This window comes from Marmoricola sp. URHB0036, from assembly GCF_000426045.1.
Classification (GTDB): Bacteria; Actinomycetota; Actinomycetes; order Propionibacteriales; family Nocardioidaceae; genus Marmoricola.
In genome coordinates, this window is sequence record NZ_KE384490.1 from 379,683 (window position 1) to 402,397 (window position 22,715).

The window sequence follows — 22,715 nt, forward strand, 5'->3', positions numbered from 1 at the left end:
GGACACGCGTCGGGGTTACTGACGAGTCATTTCGAGGTTCCTTGGATCGTTCCAAGCGTCTGCGTTAGCGTTCTCCCGTGCGAGCCATCCGGAGATTCACCGTCCGTCCCGTCCTGCCCGAGCCCCTGCGCCTGCTCGGCGACCTCGCGACCAACCTGCGCTGGTCCTGGCACCCCGAGACCCAGGACGTCTTCGCGGCCATCGACGACGAGCTGTGGACCGCCAGCAGCAGGGACCCGGTGAAGACCCTCGGCGCCGTCTCGACCGCCCGGCTCGAGGAGCTGGCGGCCGACAAGCGTTTCCTGCGCCGCCTCGACCTTGCGCACGCCGACCTCGAGCAGTACCTCACCGGCGACCGCTGGTTCCAGAAGAAGGCGGGCGAGGGCGCACCCCAGGCCATCGCCTACTTCTCGCCCGAGTACGGCATCACCTCGGTCCTGCCGCAGTACTCCGGCGGCCTCGGCATCCTGGCCGGCGACCACCTCAAGACCGCGAGCGACCTCGGCGTCCCGCTGATCGGCGTGGGGCTGCTCTACCAGCACGGCTACTTCCGCCAGCAGTTCTCGCGTGAGGGCTGGCAGGAGGAGACCTATCCGGTGCTCGACCCCGACGGGTTGCCGATCACGCTCCTTCGTGAGGGAGACGGAACTCCCACGCAGGTGCGGTTGTCGGTGCCCGACGAGGCCGACCTGGTCGCGCGGGTGTTCGTGGCCCAGGTGGGCCGGGTCCCCCTGCTCCTGCTCGACACCGACATCGAGGACAACCCGCAGCACCTGCGCGAGGTGACCGACCGGCTGTACGGCGGCACCACCGAGCACCGACTGCTCCAGGAGCTCCTCCTCGGTGTCGGTGGGGTCCGTGCGGTGCGGGCGTTCACCCGCCTGACCGGCCACCCCGAGCCGGAGGTGTTCCACACCAACGAGGGGCACGCCGGCTTCCTCGGCCTCGAGCGGATCCGCGAGCTGACGGTGGCCGAGGGCGGCCCGGCGCTCGACTTCGACACCGCCCTCGAGGTCACCCGGGCGGGCACGGTGTTCACCACGCACACCCCGGTGCCGGCGGGCATCGACCGGTTCCCTCGGGAGCTGGTCGAGCAGTACTTCGGCTCGCGCAGCTCGGTGCCCGGCGTACCCACCGAGCGCATCCTGCGGCTCGGTGCCGAGGACTACTCCGGCGGCGACAGCGGCGTGTTCAACATGGCGGTGATGGGCTTCCGGCTCTCGCAGCGCGCCAACGGTGTCTCGCTGCTGCACGGTCACGTCAGCCGGGGGATGTTCAACGGGCTGTGGCCGGCGTTCGACGAGGCCGAGGTGCCGATCACCTCGATCACCAACGGCGTGCACGCCCCCACCTGGGTCGCTCGCGAGGTCTTCGAGCTGGCCAGCAAGGCCGGCGCCACTGTGTCTGACTTCGGGGCGGACTCCGACGCCGCCGACGTGTGGAACGTGGTCGACCGCATCCCGTCGGCCGACTTGTGGTCGACCAAGCGCGACCTGCGCGCGCGGCTCGTCCAGGACGCGCGCGGTCGTCTGCGCAAGTCCTGCCTCAACCGCGGGGCCGCCCCGGCCGAGCTCGGCTGGATCGACACCGCGCTCGACCCCGACGTGCTGACGATCGGGTTCGCGCGTCGCGCTGCGTCGTACAAGCGGCTGACGTTGATGCTCAGCGACCCCGAGCGCCTCAAGAAGCTGCTGCTGCACCCCGAGCGCCCCATCCAGCTGGTGATGGCCGGCAAGGCCCACCCGGCCGACGACGGCGGCAAGAAGCTGATCCAGGCCATCGTGCAGCTGGCCGACGACCCGGAAGTCCGTCACCGCGTCGCCTACCTGCCCAACTACGACATCGCCATGGCGCAGCCGCTCTACCCGGGCTGCGACGTCTGGCTGAACAACCCGCTGCGTCCCTACGAGGCGTGCGGCACGTCGGGCATGAAGGCCGCCCTCAACGGCGGGCTCAACCTGTCCATCCTCGACGGCTGGTGGGACGAGTGGTACGACGGCAGCAACGGCTGGGCCATCCCCTCGGCCGACGGTGTCGAGGATCCCGACAAGCGTGACGACATCGAGGCCCACGCCCTCTACGACCTGATCGAGAAGGAGGTCGCGCCGCGGTTCTACGACCTCGACGGCGAGGGCCTGCCGACCCGGTGGATCGAGATGGTTCGCCACACCCTGAAGTCGCTCGGCCCCAAGGTGCTCTCGACGCGGATGGTGCGCGAGTACGTCGACCGCCTGTACGCACCGGCGGCCGTCGCCTCCCGCGCGATGAACGACTCCTACGAGGGTGCCGCCGAGCTGGCGGCCTGGAAGAGCCGCGTCGTGGAGAACTGGTCTTCGGTGCACATCGACCACGTCGAGACCGAGGGGCTCTCCGACGCTCCCGAGCTCGGCGGCGGCATGGACCTGCACGTGTTCGCCTCGCTCGGTTCGCTGTCGCCCGAGGACGTCGACGTGCAGGTGGTGCACGGCCGGGTCAAGGGCGAGGACGAGCTCGTCGACACCACAGCCACCTCGCTGGCCCTGGCCGAGACCTACGAGGGCGGCCGGCACCGCTTCGACGGCCACATCCAGCTCTCGCGCGCCGGTTCCTTCGGCTACACCGTGCGGATCCTGCCCAGGAATCCCCACCTCGCCTCGCCGGCCGAGCTGGGGCTGGTGGCGTTCGCGTAGCTCAGCTGGTCTTCCTCGTACGACGGATGATCCACTCCGCGAGGGCCAGGTTCACGATCCAGCCGAGCCACTGGCCGTAGGGGATGCTCGCGCTGACCGCGGCCTGCGGGTCGCCGTCGTACCAGCTCGACATCACCGGCACCTGCGCGAGCAGCATCAGCGGCACCAGCATCCGGGTGGTGATCGCGAAGAAGGTGATCGCGTAGAGGCGGATCATCCACTCGCGGTGCCGTACGACGTCGCCTCGGCGGATCGCGCGCCAGGCGATCAGTGCGACCACCGGCCACAACGTCGCCGGCACGAGTACGCCGAACCGGGTGATGTTGCCGTCCGGGGTGGACAGGGCGAGCGGGATCCCGGTCACCATGAACGCCAGCGTGCCGATGCCGAGGAAGGTCCGGCCGATCGCGCGGTGCACCGGACGGCGCGCCCGGATCCGAGGCACGAACTGCAGCGCACCCAGGATCATCGCGGTGGCGGCCGACGGCACGTGGATGACCAGCAGGATCCAGGCGAGGTCGGTCTGCACGTCGATCCGGCTGGCCGACCGGTCGAGCATGACGTACGGGAACGCCAGCACCGGGGTGGCGACGAGCGCGACGACCAGGATCGCGAGGACCAGGCGGGGCGTGCGGGTCGTGGGAGTGGTCCCGAGGTCGGTGCTCATGTGGAGATCATGCCTCCGTTTACTTCCGAGTCGCATCGGGGATCACCCCGAGCCTGACCCCGGGGCACGGGTCAATAGGCTCGCGGCGTGATCGAGCTGCGCAACCCGACCGAGATCGAGCAGATGAGGCCCGCCGGGCTCTTCGTCGCCGACGTGCTCTGCCGGCTCGAGGAGGCCGCCGACGTCGGAGTGAACCTGCTCGAGCTCGACGCCCTCGCCCACGACCTGATCCGCGAGGCGGGCGCGACGTCCTGCTACATCGACTACCACCCGTCGTTCGGCGCGATGCCGTTCGGCAAGGTCCTCTGCACCTCGGTCAACGACGCCGTCCTGCACGGCCTGCCCCACGACTACACGCTGCGCGACGGGGACCTGGTCAGCCTCGACTTCGCCGCCGAGCTGAACGGTTGGGTCTCCGACTCGGCCCTCAGCCTGGTCGTGGGTACGCCGGACCAGCGCGACCTCGACCTGATCGAGGCCACCCGTCAGGCGCTGGACGCCGGCATCGCTGCCGCCCGGTCCGGCAACCGGCTCGGCGACATCTCGGCGGCCATCGGTGACGTCGCCCGCTCCAGGCGGCTCAAGGTCAACACCCAGTTCGGCGGGCACGGCGTCGGGCGGACGATGCACGGCGATCCGCACATCTCCAACGACGGCCGACCGGGTCGCGGGTTCCGGCTCCAACCCGGGCTCGTCATCGCGATCGAGCCGTGGTTCCTGCACTCGACCGACCAGATCTACACCGACCGGGACGGGTGGACCATCCGCAGTGCCGACGGGTCGCGCGGCGCCCACTCCGAGCACACCATCGCCGTCACCGAGGACGCCCCGATCGTGCTCACCGCCCGGGACTGAGCGGCCTCAGTCCTCCTGGAGCAGCACCAGCGACCGGGCCGACACCGTGATCGTCTGGCCGGCCTTGGCGGGCTGGCCGACCGGGTTCTCGGGATCGGTCGACAGGACCACGACGCCCTGCTGCACCCAGTCGTTGAGCGGCAGCGTGACCTCGCAGTTCTGGTCGGAGGCGTTCAGCCAGAGCATGAAGCTGCTGTCGCGCACCTGCTCGCCGTGCGGGCCGGGGGAGCGGATCGGGTCGCCGGAGACGAACATCCCGATCACGCGCAGGCCCTGGTCCTGCCAGTCGTCGCCGGTCATCTCCCGGCCCCCGGGATGCACCCAGGCGAGGTCCTTCGGGCCGCCCACGATCGCCGGGCGGCCCTCGAACCAGTGTCGCTGCCTCAGCGCCGGGTGGTCGCGACGGATCTGCAGCGCGGTGCGGGTGATCTCGAAGACGTCGAGCCACGCGTCGTCGGCCGACCAGTCGACCCAGGAGACCTCGTTGTCCTGCGAGTAGGGGTTGTTGTTGCCGCCCTGGGTGCGGCCGCGCTCGTCGCCGGCCGTGATCATCGGTACGCCGGCGGAGAGGCACAGCGTGACGATCAGGTTGGCGGCCTGACGGTGGCGCAGCGCCAGCACCACCTCGTCGTCGGTCGCACCCTCGACACCGCAGTTCCACGAGCGGTTGTTGTCGGTGCCGTCCCGGTTGCCCTCGCCGTTGGCCTCGTTGTGCTTCTCGTCGTAGGAGACCAGGTCGCGCAGCGTGAAGCCGTCGTGCGCGGTGATGAAGTTGATCGAGGCGTACGGCGAGCGCCCGTCGTCGAGGTAGAGGTCGGAGGAACCCGCCAACCGGGTCGCGACGTTGCGCACGCCGTCGGACTGCGAGCGCCAGAAGTCGCGCATGGTGTCGCGGTACTGGTCGTTCCACTCCACCCACGGGGGCGGGAACTCGCCCACCCGGTAGCCGTCCATCGAGATGTCCCACGGCTCCGCGATCAGCTTCACGTGCCGCAGCACCGGGTCCTGCCCGATCGTGGTCAGCAGGGGTCCGGCCATGTCGACGGAGTGACCGGTCCGGGTCAGCGCCGACATCAGGTCGAACCGGAAGCCGTCCACGTGCATCTCGGTGACCCAGTAGCGCAGCGAGTCCATGATCAGCCGCAGCACCATCGGGTTCTCGGCGTTGACGGTGTTGCCGCAGCCGGTGACGTCCCAGTAGGTGTCGGGATCGCGCGCGTCCTGGGGCCTCTTCGCCTGTCGCTTGTAGAAGCCGAGGTCGTCGAGACCGCGGAAGCTGAGCGTCGGCCCGTCCACCCCCGCCTCTGCGGTGTGGTTGTAGACCACGTCGAGGTAGACCTCGATCCCGGCAGCGTGGAAGTTCTTCACCATCTGCTTGAACTCGCGGACCTGCCCGCCGCGATCGCCCGAGAAGGAGTACGCCGCGTGCGGGGCGAAGAAGCCGATGGTGTTGTAGCCCCAGTAGTTGCACAGGCCGTTCTTCGACAGCGCCGGCTCGGAGGCGAGCTGCTGGGTCGGGAGCAGCTCTACCGCCGTCACGCCGAGGTCGCGCAGGTAGTCGGTGACCACCGGGTGGCCGAGTCCGGCGTAGGTGCCGCGCAGCTCCTCGGGGATCCGGTCGTGCAGTGCGGTGAAGCCCTTCACGTGCAGCTCGTAGATGGCCGTGTCCCGCCACCGCGCACCGATCTTGTGGTCACCGGCCCAGTCGAAGTCGTCGTCCACGACCACGCTGCGTCCGACGTACGGCGCCGAGTCGCGCTCGTCGCGGACGTGCGGGTCGCTGGTCGGGGCCAGGTCGTCGCCGGCCTCGAACCCGAAGATCGCCGGGTGGGTGCTGAACGAGCCGCTCACGGCGCGCGCGTAGGGGTCGAGCAGCAGCTTGTCCGGGTTGAAGCGCATGCCGCGCGCCGGGTCCCACGGGCCGTCGGCCCGCAAGCCGTACTGCTGTCCCCGGGGTACGCCGGGCAGGGCGCCGTGCCAGATGCCGAGGCTGCGCTCGGTCAACGCGTGCCGGGTCTCGGTGCCGTCCTCGTCGTCGAACAGGCACACCCACAGGGCGGTCGCGTCGGGAGCGTGCACGGCGAAGTTGGTCGACTCCTCGCTCCACGTGGCGCCGAGCGGCCAGTTGCGACCGGGCCAGACATCGACGCGCTCGTCGGCAGCCGACCACTCACCCGGAGTCACCCGGAGATGATGTCACCCGCACCTCCGCAGACGCAGCGGTAGGTTGACCGGACCCAGTCAGCCCCGCCCCAACATCGAGGAGTGAGCATGCCGGAGTTCGTCCGACTCGAGGTCGCCGACGGTGTCGGCACGATCCGCGTCGACCGGCCCAAGATGAACGCCCTGAGCCTGCAGGTGCAGCAGGAGATCCGCGCTGCCGCGGAGGAGGCGACCGAGCGCGACGACGTCCGGGCGGTGGTGATCTGGGGCGGCGAGAAGGTCTTCGCCGCCGGGGCCGACGTCAAGGAGATGGCCGAGATGTCGCACACCGACATGATCGACATGTCGGGTCGGATGCAGGCCGGCTACGTCGCCCTCGCGCGCATCCCCAAGCCCGTCGTCGCGGCGGTCAACGGCTACGCGCTCGGCGGCGGCTGCGAGCTCGCGCTGTGCGCCGACATCCGGATCGCGGCCGAGGACGCCACGTTCGGCCAGCCCGAGATCCTGCTCGGCATCATCCCCGGCCTCGGCGGCACCCAGCGCCTCGCCCGGCTGGTCGGTCCGAGCCGCGCCAAGGACCTGATCTTCACCGGCCGCTTCGTCAAGGCCGACGAGGCACTGAGCATCGGCCTGGTCGACAAGGTCGTGCCGGCCGACCAGGTCTACGACGAGGCGGTGACGTGGGCCTCCCAGTTCACCCGTGGGGCGTCGTACGCCCTCCGCGCTGCCAAGGAGGTCATCGACCGTGGCCTCGAGGTCGACCTCGACACCGGCCTGGAGATGGAGCGCCAGCAGTTCGCCGGTCTGTTCGCCACGCGGGATCGCAGCACGGGGATGGACTCCTTCGTCCAGAATGGTCCCGGCAAGGCCGAGTTCGAGGGCCGCTGACCCCAGCGCCACCCAGCACCACGCCGTACCCCCGAGGAGCCCCCCGTGTCGCCCAAAGTCCGGACCGACGATTCCCCCGACGACCGCAAGCGTCAGCAGGACGCGACGCAGTTCGCCATCCGCACCAAGCTGGCGCGCGTCTGGAGCATCGTCTTCGGTGTGCTCGCAGCGATCCTGGCGCTCGGTGCCCTGCTGGTGGTGCTCCGCGACAACGTCAACGAGAGCAACTCGGTGGTGAAGCTGATCACCGACGTGGCCGACGCGATCTCGGGGCCGTTCAGCCGCGACGACGGCGTCTTCGACTTCACCGGCAAGAACGCCGAGTCCAAGAACGCCCTGCTCAACTGGGGTATCGCGGCCATCGTCTACCTGGTGATCGGCCGTGTCGGCGCGAACGTGATCGCCCCCAAGAGCACCCGCTGACCGACGGGCCTGCTGTGACTGACCACACCCACCGCTGCTGTTTCTGAGCAGGTGACTCGGCGGTAGCCTCACCTCGGGGTCAACCCCAACCGTCTCTAGTTCAGGAGGGGCCCGCCCAGGGCCGTTATCGAATTCATGAACATTGTCGTCTGTGTGAAGTACGTGCCCGATGCCACCGCCGACCGGCACTTCGAGTCGGACAACACCGTGGACCGCAAGGGTGTCCCCGGCCTCCTCTCCGAGCTCGACGAGTACGCCGTCGAGCAGGCCCTCCAGCTCAAGGAGAAGGCTGCCTCGGGTGATGGGGGCGACGACGTCGAGGTGACCGCCCTGACGGTCGGTCCCGAGGACGCCGCCGAGGCCATCAAGAAGGCGCTGCAGATGGGTGCCGACAAGGGCATCCATGTCGTCGACGACGCGATCGCGGGGTCGGACTACCTCGCCACCTCGCAGGTCCTCGCCGCCGCGATCGAGAAGATCGGTGACGTCGACGTGGTGATGTGCGGGATGGCGTCGACCGACGCCACCGGCAGCGTCGTCCCCGCGATGCTGGCCGAGCGTCTCGACCTGCCGCAGGTCACCCTCGGCTCGGTGATCGAGTCGCAGGGCTCGGGGGACTCGTGGGAGTTCCGGATCAAGCGTGACGGCGACACCGCGACCGAGGTCATCGGTGCGACCGCACCGCTGGTGCTCTCGGTGACCGACCAGTCCGGCGAGGCCCGCTACCCCTCGTTCAAGGGGATCATGGCGGCGAAGAAGAAGCCGCTGGACACCTGGTCGCTCTCCGACATCGGCGTGGACGCCGACAAGGTCGGCCTCGACGCGGCCTGGTCCGCGGTGGAGGGCACCGAGGAGCGTCCGCCCCGCAGCCAGGGCGAGATCGTCACCGACGAGGACGGCTCGGGCGCCACTGCGCTGGTCGAGTTCCTCGCGTCCAAGAAGTTCATCTGAGCCTGATCTGATCCCTGGAGGATTCGAAAGCCATGTCTGAAGTTCTGGTACTCGTCGACCACCTCGACGGCAAGGTCCGCAAGCCCACCTACGAGCTGCTCACCATCGCCAAGCGCCTCGGTGAGCCCTCTGCGGTCTTCATCGGCGGGGCCGACAAGGTCGACGACGCGGTCGCGGCCGTGAAGAAGTACGGCGCCGAGAAGGTCTACGTCGTCGACGACGCCGAGATCAAGGGCTACCTCGTCGCACCCAAGGCCGAGGTGCTCCAGCAGATCGCGGAGAAGCTGGGCGATTCTGGCCCGGCCGCGATCCTGATCCCCTCCAACGCCGAGGGCAAGGAGATCGCCGGTCGCCTGGCCATCAAGCTCGAGTCGGGCCTGATCACCGACGCGGTCGACGTCTCTGCTTCTGAGGGTGGGGAAGGTCCGGTGACCACGCAGTCGGTGTTCGCCGGCAGCTACACCGTGCAGGCCAAGGTCACCAAGGGCACTCCGATCATCACCGTGAAGCCCAACTCCGCGGCTCCCGAGGAGTCCGAGGGCAAGGCCGAGCAGGAGGAGTTCAAGGCGACGATCTCCGACTCCGCGAAGAAGGCCAAGATCGTGGCCTCCCAGCCACGCAAGGCCTCCGGCCGTCCCGAGCTCAACGAGGCCGCGATCGTGGTCTCCGGCGGGCGTGGCACCGGCGGCGACTTCTCCGAGGTCGAGGGCCTGGCCGACTCGCTCGGCGCCGCCGTGGGTGCCTCACGCGCCGCGGTCGACTCCGGCTGGATCCCCCACGCCTTCCAGATCGGACAGACCGGCAAGGTCGTCTCGCCACAGCTCTACGTCGCCAACGGCATCTCCGGTGCGATCCAGCACCGCGCCGGCATGCAGACCTCCAAGACGATCGTCGCGGTCAACAAGGACGAGGAGGCGCCGATCTTCGAGCTCGTCGACTTCGGCGTCGTCGGCGACCTGCACACCGTGCTCCCGGCCGCCACCGAGGAGATCAACAAGCGCAAGGGCTGAGCGACACAGCAGTGAGGCCCCGGGCGGTGTACCCACCGCCCGGGGCCTCATCTGTTGAGCAGCCGGGGGGCTACTTCTTGATCGTGACCGTGTAGACCAACGAGTTGTTCTTGTAGGCCTTGTAGGTGCAGGTGGTCTTCTTCGGGCAGGTGTTCGCGTAGTACGACGAGGTGCCCGGTGCCGGCGTCTGGAGCGTCGTGGTGGAGTCGCTCGAGGTGACGCGGAAGGTGGGCAGGTTGCCCGCCTGCGAGCCGTCCGGGATCGAGGCCGTCTTCATCTGGAAGAGCACGGTGCGTCCGCTGGTGCTCTTGAACACGTAGCCGGCCGGGTTGACGGTGGGCGGGGAAACGGGAGCGTCCTCGTCGGTGAAGACGAACCGGTCGTCGCCGAAGGTCTGCGAGCGCAGCACGCCGTCACCCTTGACGCCGGAGCCGAGGCTGAAGCCGTAGGCGGTCACCTTGGCGTTGGGCACAGCGGCCTTCCACTCGGCGAGAGTGCCGTGGCAGTTCGAGCCGGAGCCACCCGTGACCTGGGGGCAGGTGTAGCCGTTGGCCGCGGCGCGAGCCTGGCCGTCACCACCGGGGCCGGTGAGCCACCAGTCGGTCAGGTCCTGGCCCGGGGCGTTGGTCGAGTAGACCTGCTCACCCACGAGGACGTTGTAGTCGTTGGAGTTGGCGATGCCGTCGGGGTCGAAGACGATCTGCGCACCGGGCTGGCCCAGCGGGCTCTCCGGGAGACCGGGCGTGCCGTACCAGACCTGCGAGGCAGACGCCGGGAGGCCGGCAGAGGTGACAGGGGCGTAGTACTCGGCCACCTTGGCGTTGCCGGTGGCGTCGGTGGTCTGGACGTGCAGTCCCTCCTTGAGGAAGTCGAAGTGGCCGGCCGACCGGGTGTCGCTGAGACCCGCGATGAAGTCCGACTGGCGTACGTCGTGGTCGGTGGTGGCGCCCTGCGCGGCGGCGGCGAAGCCCGCGCTGACAACCAGGGCGGCCGTCAGGACAGCGGCTGCCGCCCGCTTGTGGTTGCGGATTCTCATCGTGATTCCTCTTTCGGTGGGTGGTGAGCGGTGGAGAAGAATTCGTGGGTCACCTGGATGACCGCAGCCACTGGTGACGGTGGGCGGCGGCGACGGCCTCGAGCTGGGAGGAGACTCCGAGCTTGGTGAGGATCGCGCGCACCTGGCTGCGCACGGTCGCCTCGGAGACGAACGAGGTCATGGCGATGTGGCCGACCGACTTGCCGCCCGCGAGCGCGCGGAGCACCTCGCCCTCACGGGCGGAGAGCCGCTCGAACGGTGCCAGGGCCTGTTCCCGCGCGCTGCGCAGTCGGCGCGCCTGGTCGAGCAGGGCCTGTCGCTCGTCGCCGGTCAGCACCTGCTCACCGCGCGCGACTGCGAGGGCTGCCTCGAGCAGCCGGTCGAAGGGCGAGTCCTTGCCGATGACGCCGACGGCGCCGGCCTCCAGCGCTCGGCACACCTGCTCGACGTCGGTCGACCCGGACACGACGAGGACCCGGCAGCCCGCGGTGACGAAGGGGGCGACCAGCTCGCCGCCGTCGCCGACGGGGTCACCGAGGTCGAGGTCCAGCAGCACCACGGCAGGTGGTCCGTCGACGACCTCGCGGACGAGAGCCGCGCGATCGCTGAGGTCGGCCACCGTGCACTCGATGCCCTCGAACCCGAGCGCCAGCGCCAGGCTCTGGGCGAGCAGCTGGTGGTCGTCGACGAGGACGGCACGGGTCAGCACGTGGTCGGCCCGGTCCGGTGCCGTCAGGATGCTCGCGGTCATGCGACGGGCACCTCGCGGGCGATGCGCGGCCCAGCGGCATGGACCCGCTGGGTCGGGACCCGCACGGCCTGCCGCGGCCGGGTCGACACCGCGACGTGCGGGAGGGTCGTCACGAAGGTCGCACCCGTGCCGGTGGGGTCGAGGACGAGGTCGCCACCCTGCTCGAGCATCAGTTCACGGGCGCCGTGCAGTCCGAGGCCGGAGCCGTTGCTCGCACGTCCCCGGAAGCCGCGGTCGAACGCGCGGCACGCTTCCTCGGGCGAGAGCCCGGGGCCGTCGTCGGCGCAGGTGATCGTCACTATGCCCTCGTCGGAGGTGACCGCGAAGCGGACCTGGCTGCCCGGAGCGTGGGTCTGGGCGTTGACGAGCAGGTTCTTCAGCACCGCGGCGAGGTCGCCCGGACGCCCGAGGGCGTGGACAGGGAGCCCCTGCACGGAGACGCGTGCACCCACGGCCCAAGCCGCCTCGGCGACGCGGCGTACGACCTCGCTGACCTCGAACGGCGCGCAGGGCTCGTCGGCCGAGCGGTTGATCAGGTGCTCGATGTGTCCGAGCTCCTGTGCGGCGGCCAGTCGCAGCCGCTCCCGCGTGGCGGGGTCGATGCGGCCGTCCTGGCGTTCGAGGATGCTCAGGGCCGCTCGCAGTCCGGCGCACGCGTTGCGGGCGTCGTGGGTGAGCTGCTCGCGCCACTCGGAGAGCCCCACCGCCTCCTGGCTGACGAGGGTGAGTGCCTGCGAGAGATCTGTACGGCCCCGCTCGTCGGCGCTCACGGCGTCGTCGAGGTCGAGCAGGGCGGCGCGGGTGGACAGCGCTGCCATCGACACGCAAACCAGCAGGGCGGCGAACGTCCAGGCGCCCGGACGGGCGAGGTCGAGGCCGCGCAGCGCCTCGGCGAAGCCCATGCCCATCAGGAGGGGCGCGACGCGGCCGGCCCAGGCGAGCTCTGGTGCGCGGGTGGCGGCGTACAGCGCGACCCCGAACCAGGCCAGGGCGCGCACCGTCGCCAGCACCATGCCAGGCAGGGCCTGGCCGGTCATCGTGTGCGGGGCGACCTGCTGGGCGGCGAGCAGCACCAGGAAGACCAGGGTCAGACCGAGGAAGAGTCGGGGCAGCAACCGGCTCGGGAGCTCGGCGCGCGACATGTCGACCACCGTGAGCGCGCGCACGAGGAGGGCCACGGCCACCAGCTCGGCGATGGTCCGGGTCGCCGGCCCGACCAGCGACAGGTCATCGGTGGAGGGGAAGAGGAGTGCGAGTCCGCCGAGTGGCAGGCACAGGCCTCCCATCACGAGCAGGGCGGCCCCGGCGAAGGCACTGTGCGGCTCACCCGCGATGCGCCAGCGCGCCAGCCGCAACACGCCGGCGGCCAGGAAGAAGGCACTGGCCATGGCCAGCACGACGACGGTCGGCCGGGCCAGGCTCATCGTCCCGAGCACGCCGGCGCCGTGCGCTGCGGCCTGGCTCAGTGCCGTCGCCCCCGCGCCCAGGAGCCCCACGAACAGGGCTGCGCCGAGAACGAGACCCAGCGGCCCCCGAGATTCGTTGTGTTCCCCCATCACGGAGAGAAGGTTGCGTGGCGCAACGCAGGCTGTCGAATGGCCGAACGTCGAGCTGGGCATGGTCAGAAATGACTAGCCGCCGGCGAATTTGTCCGATTCCTCCATAAAAATAGGGGCAATGTTGGGGGTTTTCGGAACGCTCGGTTTCAGGGATTGGACATTATTCGCCCACATTCGCCTCTAGGCGGTCTAGACCCGAGTATGTCCGTATTTGTCGCGGGGAGGCCGTGGTCTGGCGGGCTCAGCCGAGCGCGCGGCGTACCAGGTCGAGCGCCTCGTCGGGGCCGATGCCGAGCGCACGTTGCTGCTCGACGTACGCATGGGCCGCCTGTCGCGCGGCCCGGCCGACGTCGTCACCGCTGACGACGCTGCCGGCTCGCCCCCGGGTCTCGATGACGCCCAGACGCTCCAGCTCGCGGTAGGCCCGAGCGACGGTGTTGGCGGCGAGCCCGAGATCGGTGGCCAGGCGGCGTACGGTCGGCAGCTTGGTCCCGGGCCGCAGCTCGCCCGCCTCGACCTGGGCGCGGACCTGCTCGCGCACCTGTTCGTAAGGCGGGACCGAAGAGTCGTGGTCGACGGTGATCACGCCTCCGACCCTCTCATCGTGGGCGCTCGGGAGCACGCCGTACGCTTGACCTTCGATGAGCGTCTATCTCGACCACGCGGCGACCACGCCGATCCTCCCGGAAGCAGCCGCGGCCATGACCGCCCTGCTCGGCCGGGTGGGCAACGCGTCGTCGCTGCACGCCTCCGGACGCGAGGCGCGCCGGGTGGTGGAGGAGTCGCGCGAGCGGATCGCGAAGGCACTGCACTGCCGTCCAGGCGAGGTGGTGTTCACCTCCGGCGGCACCGAGTCCGACAACCTCGCCATCAAGGGCCTGTACTGGGCGCGCCGCTCCGAAGACCCCCGCCGGGTGCGGATCCTGAGCACGCCCATCGAGCACCACGCCGTGCTCGACCCCCTCGAGTGGCTGGGCACCGAGGGCGCCAAGGTCGAGCTGGTCGAGGTCGACCGCGCGGGCCGTCTCGACCTCGACGCGTTCCGCGCCGCCGTCGACGCCGACCCCGACAGCGTCGCCCTGGTCACCGTGATGTGGGCCAACAACGAGGTGGGCACCGTGCAGCCCCTGGCCGAGGTGGTCGAGATCGCCCACGCCCACGGCATCCCCGTGCACACCGATGCGGTCCAGGCCCTCGGCCAGCTGCCGCTCGAATTCGCCGGGTCCGGTGTCGACGCGATGACGGTCACCGGTCACAAGATCGGTGGTCCCTACGGCGTGGGTGCCCTCGTCGTACGCCGTGAGCTCCAGCCCACCGCGCTGCTCCACGGAGGCGGGCAGGAGCGCGACATCCGCTCGGGCACGATCGACCCGCCCGCGATCGCCGGGTTCGCCGTGGCGTGCGAGCTCTCCGTCGAGCGACAGCGCGAGCTGGCCGCGCGGCTGGTCACCCTGCGCGACCGACTGGTGGAGGGGGTACGCCGCGAGGTGCCCGACGCCATCTACAACGGCGACGCCGAGGACGGCCCCGAGCACCGGCTGCCCGGCAACGCACACCTGGAGTTCCCAGGCTGCGAGGGCGACTCGCTGCTGATGCTGCTCGACGCGCGCGGGATCGAGTGCTCCACGGGGTCGGCATGCGACGCGGGCATCCCGCAGGCCTCGCACGTGCTGCTCGCGATGGGTTCCTCGGAGGAGTTCGCCCGGTCTTCGCTGCGCTTCTCGCTGGGCCACACCTCGACCGAGGCCGATGTCGACGCGCTGATCGAGGCGATCGGGCCGGTGGTCGAACGGGCCCGCAACGCGGCCTTGTCCAGCAAGGCACACGGAGCCCGCTGATGAGAGTCCTGGCAGCGATGTCGGGCGGCGTGGACTCGGCGGTGGCAGCGGCTCGAGCCGCCGAGCAGGGTCACGACGTCACCGGCATCCACCTGGCGCTGTCGCGCAACCCGAAGTCCTACCGCACCGGCGCGCGCGGCTGCTGCACCATCGAGGACGCCAACGACGCCCGGCGGGCGGCCGACGTCATCGGCATCCCGTTCTACGTGTGGGACCTCAGCGAGCGCTTCCACGAGGACGTGGTCGAGGACTTCCTCAGCGAGTACGCCGAGGGTCGTACGCCGAACCCGTGCCTGCGCTGCAACGAGAAGATCAAGTTCGCGGCCGTGCTCGACCGGGCGATCGCACTCGGCTTCGACGCGGTCGTGACCGGCCACTACGCCCAGCTGCGTCGCGACGACGACGGGCTCATCGAGATGCATCGGGCCGAGGACATGGGCAAGGACCAGAGCTACGTGCTCGGCGTACTGACCCAGGAGCAGCTCACCCACTCGATGTTCCCGCTCGGCGACAGCCCGAAGTCCGTCGTACGCGAGGAGGCGGCGCGGCGCGGCCTCGCCGTCGCCGACAAGCCCGACAGCCACGACATCTGCTTCATCAGCGACGGCGACACCGGCGGCTGGCTCTCCGAGAAGCTCTCAGAAGTGAACCGCGACGGACAGATCGTCTCCTCCGACGGCGAGGTGCTCGGCTCCCACGAGGGGTCGTGGCGCTACACGATCGGTCAGCGTCGCGGGTTGCGCATCGGGACGCCGGCGGCCGACGGCAAGCCGCGCTACGTGCTCGACATCGAGCCGGTCTCGGGCACCGTCACCGTCGGCCCGCGCGACCAGCTCGCGGTCGACGGGCTCAGCGCGATCAGGCCGCGCTGGTGCGGAGCGGCGCCGGCTGCCGATCTCGAGTGCACCGTCCAGCTGCGTGCGCACGGTGACGAGCACCGGGCCGTGGTCCGCGTCGACGGCGCGGCCGTGACCGTGGACCTCGTCGACCCGGCCGAGGGGATCGCCCCCGGCCAGGCCGTCGTGGTCTACGACGGCTCGCGGGTCGTCGGCTCCGCGACCATCTCCGCCACCCGTCGCATGGAGCGCACCGCATGAGCGGTGCCACCGGCGTCGGGTCGATGCCCGGTGAGGACTTCGGCGAGGCCGCGCGGCTGGTGCTCGGGGAGCTGCCCGGTCTGCCGCACCTGCCCGAGGTCCCGGCCCGAGGGGCGATCGCCGGTATGACGGGTCGCACGCTCGGTCTCGTGGGTGAGCTCGGTTTCGACCTCCAGCCCGCTGGCTGGCGGCTCACCGACGCACCCGGGGTCGACCACCGCCGGGCGCGCTCGCTGCTCGCGCAGGACCTCGACACCTTCGAGGAGCTGACCCAGGGCTACGAAGGCCTGCTGAAGGTCCAGGTCGCTGGACCGTGGACGCTGGCCGGCACGGTGGAGAAGCCGCGCGGCGACCGGGTGCTCTCCGACCACGGCGCCCGCCGCGAGCTGGCGCAGGCCCTGGCCGAGGGAGTCCGCGAGCACCTGGCTGACGTGCAGCGCCGCGTGCCCGGGGCGCAGCTGCTCCTCCAGGTGGACGAGCCGTCGCTGCCGGCCGTGCTCGCCGGTCAGGTGCCGACGGCGTCGGGGTTCAGCCGGCACCGGTCGGTGACGCCACCGCTGGCCTCCGAGGCACTCGAGTGGGTGTTCGCCGCGGCCGGGCAGTCGGCCACCGTCGCGCACTGCTGCGCGGCCGAGCCGCCGATCGGGTTGCTGCGGGGTGCCGGCGCCGGGGGAGTCTCGGTCGACCTCGGGGTCCTCGCGGCCGGCGCCTACGACGAGCTGGCGACCGCGTTCGACGAGGGAGCCCGGGTGCTGCTCGGGGTGGTGCCGTCGACCGGGCAGGCGGCTCCGGCGACCAGGTCCGTCGTCGAGCGGGTGCTCCGACTGCTCGACATGCTCGGCTTCGACCCGGAGGAGGTCGCCGACCAGCTGGTGCTCACACCGGCGTGCGGTCTGGCCGGAGCCGATCCGTCGTACGCCCGGGTGGCGCTGCGTGCGGTGCAGGAGGCTGCGACCGAGCTGGGGTGACTCGGGCGCGATCGGGTACCGGCCAGGGACGACGAGAGGAGTCCCATGACTGACCTGAACGGCAAGAAGATCGCCATCATCGCCACCGACCACTTCGAGGAGGCCGAGCTGCTCACCCCGCGCGACGAGCTCGCCAAGGCCGGCGCGGAGGTGAAGATCTACTCCGTCGACACCGACCCGATCCAGGCCGTCGAGGGCGACACCACGCCCACCCAGAAGGTCGACGTGGACGGAACCTTCGGCGACCTCGACGTCTCGTCGGTGGACGCCGTGGTCGTGCCGGGCGGCACCGTGAACGCCGACCACATCCGCGTCGACGAGGACGCCCAGGACATCGTCCGCGAGGCGCTCGACACCGACAAGGTGGTGGCCGTGATCTGCCACGGTCCCTGGCTGCTGATCAACGCCGGCGTGGCCGAGGGCCGCACCCTGACCAGCTACTCGAGCCTGTCGGTCGACCTGGAGAACGCCGGCGCGACCTGGAAGGACGAGGAGGTCGTCGTGGACGGCCGGTTGATCACCAGCCGCAACCCCGACGACCTCCCGGCCTTCGTCGATGCGATCAGCGAGGCACTGACTCGCTGATGTGAGGCTCAGACCGCGACCACGGCCTCCGGGCCGTCGGTGGCCAGCTCCTTGTGCCGGACGTTGAGGAAGATCCACGTCACGAGCGAGGCGATGACCATCAGGCCGGCCGCGAGCAGGAACGCCGCGGTCGCACCCTCGGTGAACACCTGGTGGCTGGCCACGACCTGGGCCGCCTGCTGCTGCGCCTGGGACAGGGCCGGTCCGCCGGCGGCGGCGGCCTTCTCGGCCGACGACTGGAGCACGTCGACCCGGCTGTTGATCGTCTGGGTCGCGACGGTCCCGAGCAGCGAGAGCCCGAGGGCGCCACCCACCTGCTGCATCGTGTTCAGTACGCCGGACCCGATGCCGGTGTCCTCGTTGCGCAGGTGGTGGACGGCCGTCAGGGTGAGTGGCACGAACGTCAACCCCATGCCGAAGGACATCAGCAGGATGTAGGGCAGCAGGTCGGTCAGGTAGCTGCCCTGCACGTTGCTCACCGGGAACGACGTGTCGAAGGGCAGTCGCGAGAAGCCGAAGAGCGCACCGGCCGCCATCAGGGTGCCGGCACCCGCGAGGTAGCGCGGGTCGATCCGGTTCACCAGGTTGGAGGAGATGCCGGCCGCAGCCACCAGGCCGAAGCAGAAGGGCAGGAACGCGACGCCGGCCTTGATCGGGCTGAAGCCCATCACGGTCTGGATGTACTGGCTGAGGTAGAAGAACATCGCGAACATGGCAGCCGGGGCGAAGAACATCGCCACGAAGCTCGCGGCCCGGGTGCGGTTCATGAAGACGCGCACAGGCAGCAGCGGGTGCTCCATCCGACGCTCGGTCACGAGGAACAGCACGAGCAGCGCGATGCCTGCGACCAGGCTGGCGATCGTCCAGGTGTCGGTCCAGCCGTCGGTGCCGGCACGGCTCAGGCCGTAGACCAGCCCCAGCAGGCCCAGGGTGCCGGTGAAGGCGCCCGGCAGGTCGAGCTCACCGGGGTGCGACTCCGACTCGGCCAGGAAACGCGGTGCCAGCAGCGCGGTGACGATGCCGATCGGCATGTTGATCAGCAGGGTCAGCCGCCAGCCCTCGACGCTGAGGCCGAACACGCTGTCCAGCCCGGTCAGCCAGCCACCGAGGAGCAGGCCCACGGCCGCGCCGACACCGGACATGGCGGCGTACACGGCGAAGGCGCGGTTGCGCAGCGGTCCGGCCGGGAAGGTCGTCGTGATCAGCGCGAGCGCGGCCGGCGAGGCCAGTGCGGCACCGAGGCCCTGCAGGGCACGGGCGGCGAGCAGGGTGCCCTCGCTGGTGGCGAGGCCACCGAGCAGCGACGCGATGCCGAAGATGATCAGGCCGGTCATGAACACCTTGCGGCGTCCGAACAGGTCACCGAGGCGTCCACCCAGCAGCAGCAGGCTGCCGAAGGCGAGGGCGTAGCCGGTGACGACCCAGCGCAGGTTGGCGCTGGCGATGTCGAGGTCCTTCTGGATGAAGGGAAGTGCGATGTTGACGATGGTGCCGTCCAGCACCACCATCAGCTGCGCCACGGAGATGAGCACGAGGGCCCATCCGAGGCGGGAGTGGCCCTTGGGAGCCCCGGTGGGGGCGTCAGTGGCCGTGGTGACGTCACTCATGAGTTCCTGGCTTTCTTCTCGTCCGAGCTGGAGGAACGACCGGGATCGCCGGCCTTCCTGGTGAGACCTGTGGCGGCCGCGGAATGTGACACGGCCGGGAGGATGACGTGGTCGATGACGCGCTCGACCGTCTCGTCGTCGGGCACGACGCCCATCACGAACGAGCGGTGGAGCAGGATGCCGGCGAGGGCGGGGGCGATGATCTCGATGTCGACGTCGGCCGGGATCTCGCCCCGGTCGATCGCCCGCTGGTAGATGTCGCGCGAGATCTTGACCTTCGGAGCGATGAACGCCTCGCGGAACCGGCGTGCGAACTCCGGGTCGCTGGAGAGCGCCGTGATCACCGAGCCGAGCATCCCGGTCGCCTCGTTGCGGCCCATGCCGTGGGCGCCGCAGAAGGTGGTCACCAGGTCGCCGCGCAGCGAGCCGGTGTCGTGGCTCTCGACGTGCGGGGCGTGCTTGGCGCGCACCATCGCGTCCACGACCAGGCTGGCCTTGTCCTCCCACCGGCGGTAGAGCGTCGCCTTGCTGGCCCGGGCGCGCCGGGCGACGGCGTCCAGGGTGAGCCGGTCGTAGCCGACGTCGAGCAGCAGCTCGAGCGTGGCCTCGAGGATCTCGTCCTCGCGGTCACCCTCGACGCGAGGCCGCGACCCGGCGATGGTCGGCTTGAGCACGTGGGACTCCCGTGGTGGGCGGAACTAGGGGATGAAACGAAACCGTTTCGTTTCATCGAGCATAGGAACCGAACCCGGGCCGACGGAAATCCATTCCCGCTGGTCCAGTAATTCTTGGCCCAGTGGGTGCGCAGGCGCCTGCTACGGCTGGAGGTTCGCCTCCGGCGGCACCGTGGGAGTCGGCGTCGGCTCGGGCGTCGGCGCCGGGGTGGCCGGGATGGAGGGCTCCGGGTCAGCGGGCGTCGGGTCCGGGGCGGTCCCGCTGTCGGGCGCCGGCGTGGGCGTCTCGGACGGAGTCACCTGGGTGGGCTTGGTGTCGTGCTCCCGGGTGGTGTGCTTCCCGGCGCCGACGACGCTGCCCAGCGTGGTGCTGTGGTCGTCCCCGCCCCCGGTGTATGACGAGACCGCCCGGCCCGTGACCGCCTCGACGGCGGTGATGCCGGCCATGCCGGCGACCATCACCGCGAGGCTGGCCAGCGCGACCTTGCCCCACGGCAGGTCCCACCGGCGCGGCGCAGGCTCTTCCTCGACCGTCACCGGTCGAGGTCGGGCGCTTCCCACGAGGGCGGTCTGGCGGACGCGCTCGGCGGTGCGACGGGCGGCGTCCCGGCTGCGCCGGAGCGACCAGGTGTACGTCGCTGAACCGACCGTGGCGATGACGCTTCCGGCGGCCGCCCCGATCAGGGTGCCCGCCGTACCGGCCCACGAGATGAACACCGCACCCGACATCGCGGCCAGCGCGCTGCCGGCGACCTGGGCGGGGGAGAGCTCGAGCCTGCGCTCGGGGTCTTGCTGGGTCATGATCCTCAGAACGGGGTTGAAAACAGGTCCACCAGTACGACGAGCCGGAGGCTCGGCTGGTTTCAGTCCGGCAGGGTGACCTCGGACACCCTGCCTGCCAGCTGCGGCACCAGCGCGACGAGGCCGATGAGCGGGAGGGCTGCGAGCAGCAGCAGCGCCGGCGCCATCCCGAGCACGTCGCCGAGGCCGCCGACCACGGCGGAGCCGACTCCACCGCCGACGAGGAAGAACAGGGTCGCGATGCCGAGGGCCACCCCGCGCACGTCGTCGTTCACCGCGTCGCCCACGGCCTCCATCAGGGCGGGCTGGCCGAGCCCGAAGGAGAACGTCACGCCCACGACGGCGACCACGAGCAGCACGGCCGACCCCGCCGAGGCCCCGAGCGCCGAGACGGCCAGCGCGACCGCGGCCACCACGGCCGCCAGCGCGAGTGAACGCGGCGGCCCGATCCGGTTGAGCAGCGGGCTGGCGAGGCGCGGTGCGAGCAGCCCGGTGACGGCGCTCGGGATCAGTGCCACCCCCACCTGCCAGGGTTCCCAGCCGCTGCCGACCAGGACGGCGGGCACAGCGATCAGGAGCGCGAACCACGCCGCTGGGACGGCCGCTGCGGCCAGGGCGCCGCGGACGACGACCGGGTTGCGGATGACGTCGACGGGCAGGAAGCCGTTCGGCCGGCGACGTACCCACGCCGCCACCGCCGGCACGCCGAGGACCGCGAGCACAGCTCCTGCGATCGCCACCGCCGGGCCGGTCGACGGTGACTGCACGAGCAGCACCACCCCGGCCGCCGTGGCGGCGACGAGCAGGGCGCCGAAGAGGTCGAGGCGGGCGCGGCTCCCGGTCGTGGGCACCCAGCGCCACAGCAGCGGCAGCATCAGCGCGCCGAGCATGGGCAGGGCGATCACCGTGCGCCAGCCGAGGAGGCCCTCGATGGTCCCACCCGCCAGCGGGCCGAGGCAGGAGACGGCGGCGGCGGTGCCGGCGACCTGGCCCAGGGCCACGGCCTTGGCGGGACCGGAGAAGCGGGCGCTGACGATGGCCACGCCGATGGTGGGTACGGCGGCCGCACCGGCGCCCTGGACGATGCGGGCGCCGAGCAGGAAACCGAAGTCGGGGGCCAGGGCACCAGCGAGTGCGCCGATGGTCATCAGGCTGACCCCGACGAGCAGCGGCAGGCGGAGCCCCACGAGGTCGGAGACCCGGCCGTAGACGGCGGTCGCGACCGCGAGCATCAGGGCGTAGAGGCTGATCGCCCAGGCCCCGATGCCGATGCTCACGTCGAGGTCGGAACCGAGCACCGGAAGCACGATGGCCGCCGAGGAGCTGCCGAGGCCGGTGAGGCCGAACAACAGGCCGACGAGGACGGGAACACGAGCGCCCGCCGTGGGGGCGGGCGCGTGCGAGGCAGCGACGGAGGTCATTGCCTGCGTCAACTGTCGTGACGGTCCAGGCATTCCTCGTGGGCCTGGGTGGGCACCGCGAGGTCGAGGACCTCGAGCGCGCTGCGCACGGCGAACCGGTTCCACTCCCGAGGCTTGTGCAGCATGTAGTGCCCGAGTCGGCCCATGTCGACGAACTCCGCGGAGGCGGCAGTCCGGCTGGCCCGGTCGACGTAGGCGCGCGTCATCCGGGCCGAGGTGATCTTGTCCCGGCTTCCGTGACCCGCGATCAGATGTCGGCCGTCGAGGGTGTCGACCGGGTCCTGCGGCTCCAGCCACGGCGCCATCGCGACCACGCCGACGACAGCGGGGTGGTCGGCGACGTACACCGCGGTGCGGGCGCCCATCGAGTGACCGAGCAGCACGACGGGTACGCCGGGGTGGGCGGCCGCGGCCTGGTCGAGGGCCCAACGAGCGTCGGGGACGGGGGACGGCTCAGGCCCCGAGCCGTAGTTCCAGCCACGGACGCCGAAGCGCAGCAGCCACAGCGAGAGGTCGGCCCCGAGGATCCGTCGGCTGATCGCGTTGCGCATGGCCGACGTACGCCGGAACGACGCGCTCCTGGCTCCTACTTCGTTGAGGCCGGACTTCGCGCCGCCGTGCAGCATCAGCACGAGCCCGCGCGGGTCGCCGGTGGGCTCCCTGCGGTCGAGTCCGGGAGAGGGCATGCGTCACTCCAATCGTGTGGGACCAGTGTTTCGGAGCCGGCCAAGCTCCGGATGGGTGGGGCCGGA

Annotated in this window: 21 protein-coding genes; 10 read left to right on the top strand and 11 right to left on the bottom strand. The window is 70.8% G+C overall.

What is annotated here, in order from left to right:
* Positions 1–77: 77 nt before the first annotated feature.
* Positions 78–2,669 (top strand): alpha-glucan family phosphorylase, encoded by a 2,592-nt coding sequence (gene glgP, locus H976_RS0122015; protein ID WP_027863274.1) that lies wholly within the window; start codon positions 78–80, stop codon positions 2,667–2,669.
* A 1-nt stretch (position 2,670) separates the two neighbouring features.
* Here glgP and H976_RS0122020 read toward each other — a convergent pair whose 3' ends face one another.
* On the bottom strand, positions 2,671–3,336 hold the full coding sequence (locus tag H976_RS0122020; RefSeq protein ID WP_051277331.1) for a DUF2306 domain-containing protein: 666 nt from the start codon (positions 3,334–3,336) through the stop codon (positions 2,671–2,673).
* Between the two features lie 87 nt (positions 3,337–3,423).
* Between H976_RS0122020 and map the strand changes: the two genes are divergently transcribed.
* Complete coding sequence (map, locus tag H976_RS0122025) at positions 3,424–4,191, top strand: type I methionyl aminopeptidase (protein ID WP_027863276.1); 768 nt, start codon at positions 3,424–3,426, stop codon at positions 4,189–4,191.
* A 6-nt stretch (positions 4,192–4,197) separates the two neighbouring features.
* Here the strand turns inward: map and glgX are convergent, their stop codons facing one another.
* The gene (gene glgX / locus H976_RS0122030) at positions 4,198–6,375 is read right to left on the bottom strand and encodes a glycogen debranching protein GlgX (protein WP_027863277.1); all 2,178 of its coding nucleotides are present in this window, start codon (positions 6,373–6,375) and stop codon (positions 4,198–4,200) included.
* Positions 6,376–6,462: 87 nt separating this feature from the next.
* Here glgX and H976_RS0122035 point away from each other — a divergent pair, with 87 nt between their 5' ends.
* The 4 genes from H976_RS0122035 to H976_RS0122050 all read left to right on the top strand — a co-directional run bounded on the left by H976_RS0122035 (position 6,463) and on the right by H976_RS0122050 (position 9,626).
* Positions 6,463–7,242 carry an enoyl-CoA hydratase/isomerase family protein gene (locus tag H976_RS0122035; RefSeq protein WP_027863278.1) on the top strand — a complete coding sequence of 260 codons (780 nt, stop codon included), beginning with the start codon at positions 6,463–6,465 and terminating at the stop codon, positions 7,240–7,242.
* Positions 7,243–7,287: 45 nt separating this feature from the next.
* Entirely contained in the window at positions 7,288–7,665 is a 378-nt protein-coding gene (locus tag H976_RS28050) for a hypothetical protein (RefSeq protein WP_051277333.1), read from the top strand.
* Between the two features lie 135 nt (positions 7,666–7,800).
* A complete protein-coding gene (locus H976_RS0122045; RefSeq protein WP_027863279.1) occupies positions 7,801–8,616 on the top strand; it encodes an electron transfer flavoprotein subunit beta/FixA family protein in 816 nt (271 codons plus the stop codon).
* A 32-nt stretch (positions 8,617–8,648) separates the two neighbouring features.
* A complete protein-coding gene (locus tag H976_RS0122050) occupies positions 8,649–9,626 on the top strand; it encodes an electron transfer flavoprotein subunit alpha/FixB family protein (protein ID WP_027863280.1) in 978 nt (325 codons plus the stop codon).
* A 70-nt stretch (positions 9,627–9,696) separates the two neighbouring features.
* Here the strand turns inward: H976_RS0122050 and H976_RS0122055 are convergent, their stop codons facing one another.
* The 4 genes from H976_RS0122055 to H976_RS0122070 form a co-directional block, all read right to left on the bottom strand.
* Positions 9,697–10,662 carry a hypothetical protein gene (locus H976_RS0122055; RefSeq protein ID WP_027863281.1) on the bottom strand — a complete coding sequence of 322 codons (966 nt, stop codon included), beginning with the start codon at positions 10,660–10,662 and terminating at the stop codon, positions 9,697–9,699.
* A 49-nt stretch (positions 10,663–10,711) separates the two neighbouring features.
* The gene (locus tag H976_RS0122060; protein ID WP_051277335.1) at positions 10,712–11,413 is read right to left on the bottom strand and encodes a response regulator transcription factor; all 702 of its coding nucleotides are present in this window, start codon (positions 11,411–11,413) and stop codon (positions 10,712–10,714) included.
* Positions 11,410–12,969 carry a HAMP domain-containing sensor histidine kinase gene (locus H976_RS0122065; RefSeq protein WP_231389038.1) on the bottom strand — a complete coding sequence of 520 codons (1,560 nt, stop codon included), beginning with the start codon at positions 12,967–12,969 and terminating at the stop codon, positions 11,410–11,412. The genes H976_RS0122060 and H976_RS0122065 overlap by 4 nt, the downstream gene beginning before the upstream one ends.
* A gap of 244 nt (positions 12,970–13,213) precedes the next feature.
* The gene (locus H976_RS0122070; protein ID WP_027863284.1) at positions 13,214–13,558 is read right to left on the bottom strand and encodes a GntR family transcriptional regulator; all 345 of its coding nucleotides are present in this window, start codon (positions 13,556–13,558) and stop codon (positions 13,214–13,216) included.
* A 55-nt stretch (positions 13,559–13,613) separates the two neighbouring features.
* Here H976_RS0122070 and H976_RS0122075 point away from each other — a divergent pair, with 55 nt between their 5' ends.
* From H976_RS0122075 to H976_RS0122090, 4 genes are read left to right on the top strand one after another with little or no spacing between them, the layout of a single operon-like run.
* On the top strand, positions 13,614–14,810 hold the full coding sequence (locus H976_RS0122075) for a cysteine desulfurase family protein (protein WP_027863285.1): 1,197 nt from the start codon (positions 13,614–13,616) through the stop codon (positions 14,808–14,810).
* Positions 14,810–15,907 (top strand): tRNA 2-thiouridine(34) synthase MnmA, encoded by a 1,098-nt coding sequence (mnmA, locus tag H976_RS0122080; protein WP_027863286.1) that lies wholly within the window; start codon positions 14,810–14,812, stop codon positions 15,905–15,907. Before H976_RS0122075 ends, mnmA begins: the two co-directional genes overlap by 1 nt.
* Positions 15,904–16,875, top strand: a complete 972-nt coding sequence (locus tag H976_RS0122085; RefSeq protein ID WP_027863287.1) for a methionine synthase — start codon at positions 15,904–15,906, stop codon at positions 16,873–16,875. Before mnmA ends, H976_RS0122085 begins: the two co-directional genes overlap by 4 nt.
* A gap of 45 nt (positions 16,876–16,920) precedes the next feature.
* Complete coding sequence (locus tag H976_RS0122090; protein WP_027863288.1) at positions 16,921–17,460, top strand: type 1 glutamine amidotransferase domain-containing protein; 540 nt, start codon at positions 16,921–16,923, stop codon at positions 17,458–17,460.
* An 8-nt stretch (positions 17,461–17,468) separates the two neighbouring features.
* Here H976_RS0122090 and H976_RS0122095 read toward each other — a convergent pair whose 3' ends face one another.
* The 5 genes from H976_RS0122095 to H976_RS28065 all read right to left on the bottom strand — a co-directional run bounded on the left by H976_RS0122095 (position 17,469) and on the right by H976_RS28065 (position 22,649).
* Positions 17,469–19,067, bottom strand: a complete 1,599-nt coding sequence (locus tag H976_RS0122095) for an MFS transporter (RefSeq protein WP_027863289.1) — start codon at positions 19,065–19,067, stop codon at positions 17,469–17,471.
* Positions 19,064–19,741 carry a TetR/AcrR family transcriptional regulator gene (locus H976_RS28055; RefSeq protein WP_081683110.1) on the bottom strand — a complete coding sequence of 226 codons (678 nt, stop codon included), beginning with the start codon at positions 19,739–19,741 and terminating at the stop codon, positions 19,064–19,066. The genes H976_RS0122095 and H976_RS28055 overlap by 4 nt, the downstream gene beginning before the upstream one ends.
* A gap of 141 nt (positions 19,742–19,882) precedes the next feature.
* Positions 19,883–20,542, bottom strand: a complete 660-nt coding sequence (locus H976_RS31040; RefSeq protein ID WP_027863290.1) for a hypothetical protein — start codon at positions 20,540–20,542, stop codon at positions 19,883–19,885.
* Positions 20,543–20,604: 62 nt separating this feature from the next.
* Entirely contained in the window at positions 20,605–21,963 is a 1,359-nt protein-coding gene (locus H976_RS28060; RefSeq protein WP_051277337.1) for an MFS transporter, read from the bottom strand.
* Positions 21,964–21,971: 8 nt separating this feature from the next.
* A complete protein-coding gene (locus tag H976_RS28065) occupies positions 21,972–22,649 on the bottom strand; it encodes an alpha/beta hydrolase (RefSeq protein WP_051277339.1) in 678 nt (225 codons plus the stop codon).
* Between the last annotated feature and the right edge of the window lie 66 nt (positions 22,650–22,715).

Bases quoted from the DNA above. Each gene is read 5' to 3' on its own strand.
- H976_RS0122020 (WP_051277331.1), bottom strand. From the start codon at position 3,336: ATGAGCACCGACCTCGGGACCACTCCCACGACCCGCACGCCCCGCCTG.
- H976_RS0122035 (WP_027863278.1), top strand. From the start codon at position 6,463: ATGCCGGAGTTCGTCCGACTCGAGGTCGCCGACGGTGTCGGCACGATC.
- H976_RS0122045 (WP_027863279.1), top strand. From the start codon at position 7,801: ATGAACATTGTCGTCTGTGTGAAGTACGTGCCCGATGCCACCGCCGAC.
- H976_RS0122050 (WP_027863280.1), top strand. From the start codon at position 8,649: ATGTCTGAAGTTCTGGTACTCGTCGACCACCTCGACGGCAAGGTCCGC.
- H976_RS0122055 (WP_027863281.1), bottom strand. From the start codon at position 10,662: ATGAGAATCCGCAACCACAAGCGGGCGGCAGCCGCTGTCCTGACGGCC.
- H976_RS0122060 (WP_051277335.1), bottom strand. From the start codon at position 11,413: ATGACCGCGAGCATCCTGACGGCACCGGACCGGGCCGACCACGTGCTG.
- H976_RS0122065 (WP_231389038.1), bottom strand. From the start codon at position 12,969: ATGGGGGAACACAACGAATCTCGGGGGCCGCTGGGTCTCGTTCTCGGC.
- H976_RS0122075 (WP_027863285.1), top strand. From the start codon at position 13,614: ATGAGCGTCTATCTCGACCACGCGGCGACCACGCCGATCCTCCCGGAA.
- mnmA (WP_027863286.1), top strand. From the start codon at position 14,810: ATGAGAGTCCTGGCAGCGATGTCGGGCGGCGTGGACTCGGCGGTGGCA.
- H976_RS0122085 (WP_027863287.1), top strand. From the start codon at position 15,904: ATGAGCGGTGCCACCGGCGTCGGGTCGATGCCCGGTGAGGACTTCGGC.
- H976_RS0122090 (WP_027863288.1), top strand. From the start codon at position 16,921: ATGACTGACCTGAACGGCAAGAAGATCGCCATCATCGCCACCGACCAC.
- H976_RS0122095 (WP_027863289.1), bottom strand. From the start codon at position 19,067: ATGAGTGACGTCACCACGGCCACTGACGCCCCCACCGGGGCTCCCAAG.
- H976_RS31040 (WP_027863290.1), bottom strand. From the start codon at position 20,542: ATGACCCAGCAAGACCCCGAGCGCAGGCTCGAGCTCTCCCCCGCCCAG.
- H976_RS28060 (WP_051277337.1), bottom strand. From the start codon at position 21,963: ATGACCTCCGTCGCTGCCTCGCACGCGCCCGCCCCCACGGCGGGCGCT.
- H976_RS28065 (WP_051277339.1), bottom strand. From the start codon at position 22,649: ATGCCCTCTCCCGGACTCGACCGCAGGGAGCCCACCGGCGACCCGCGC.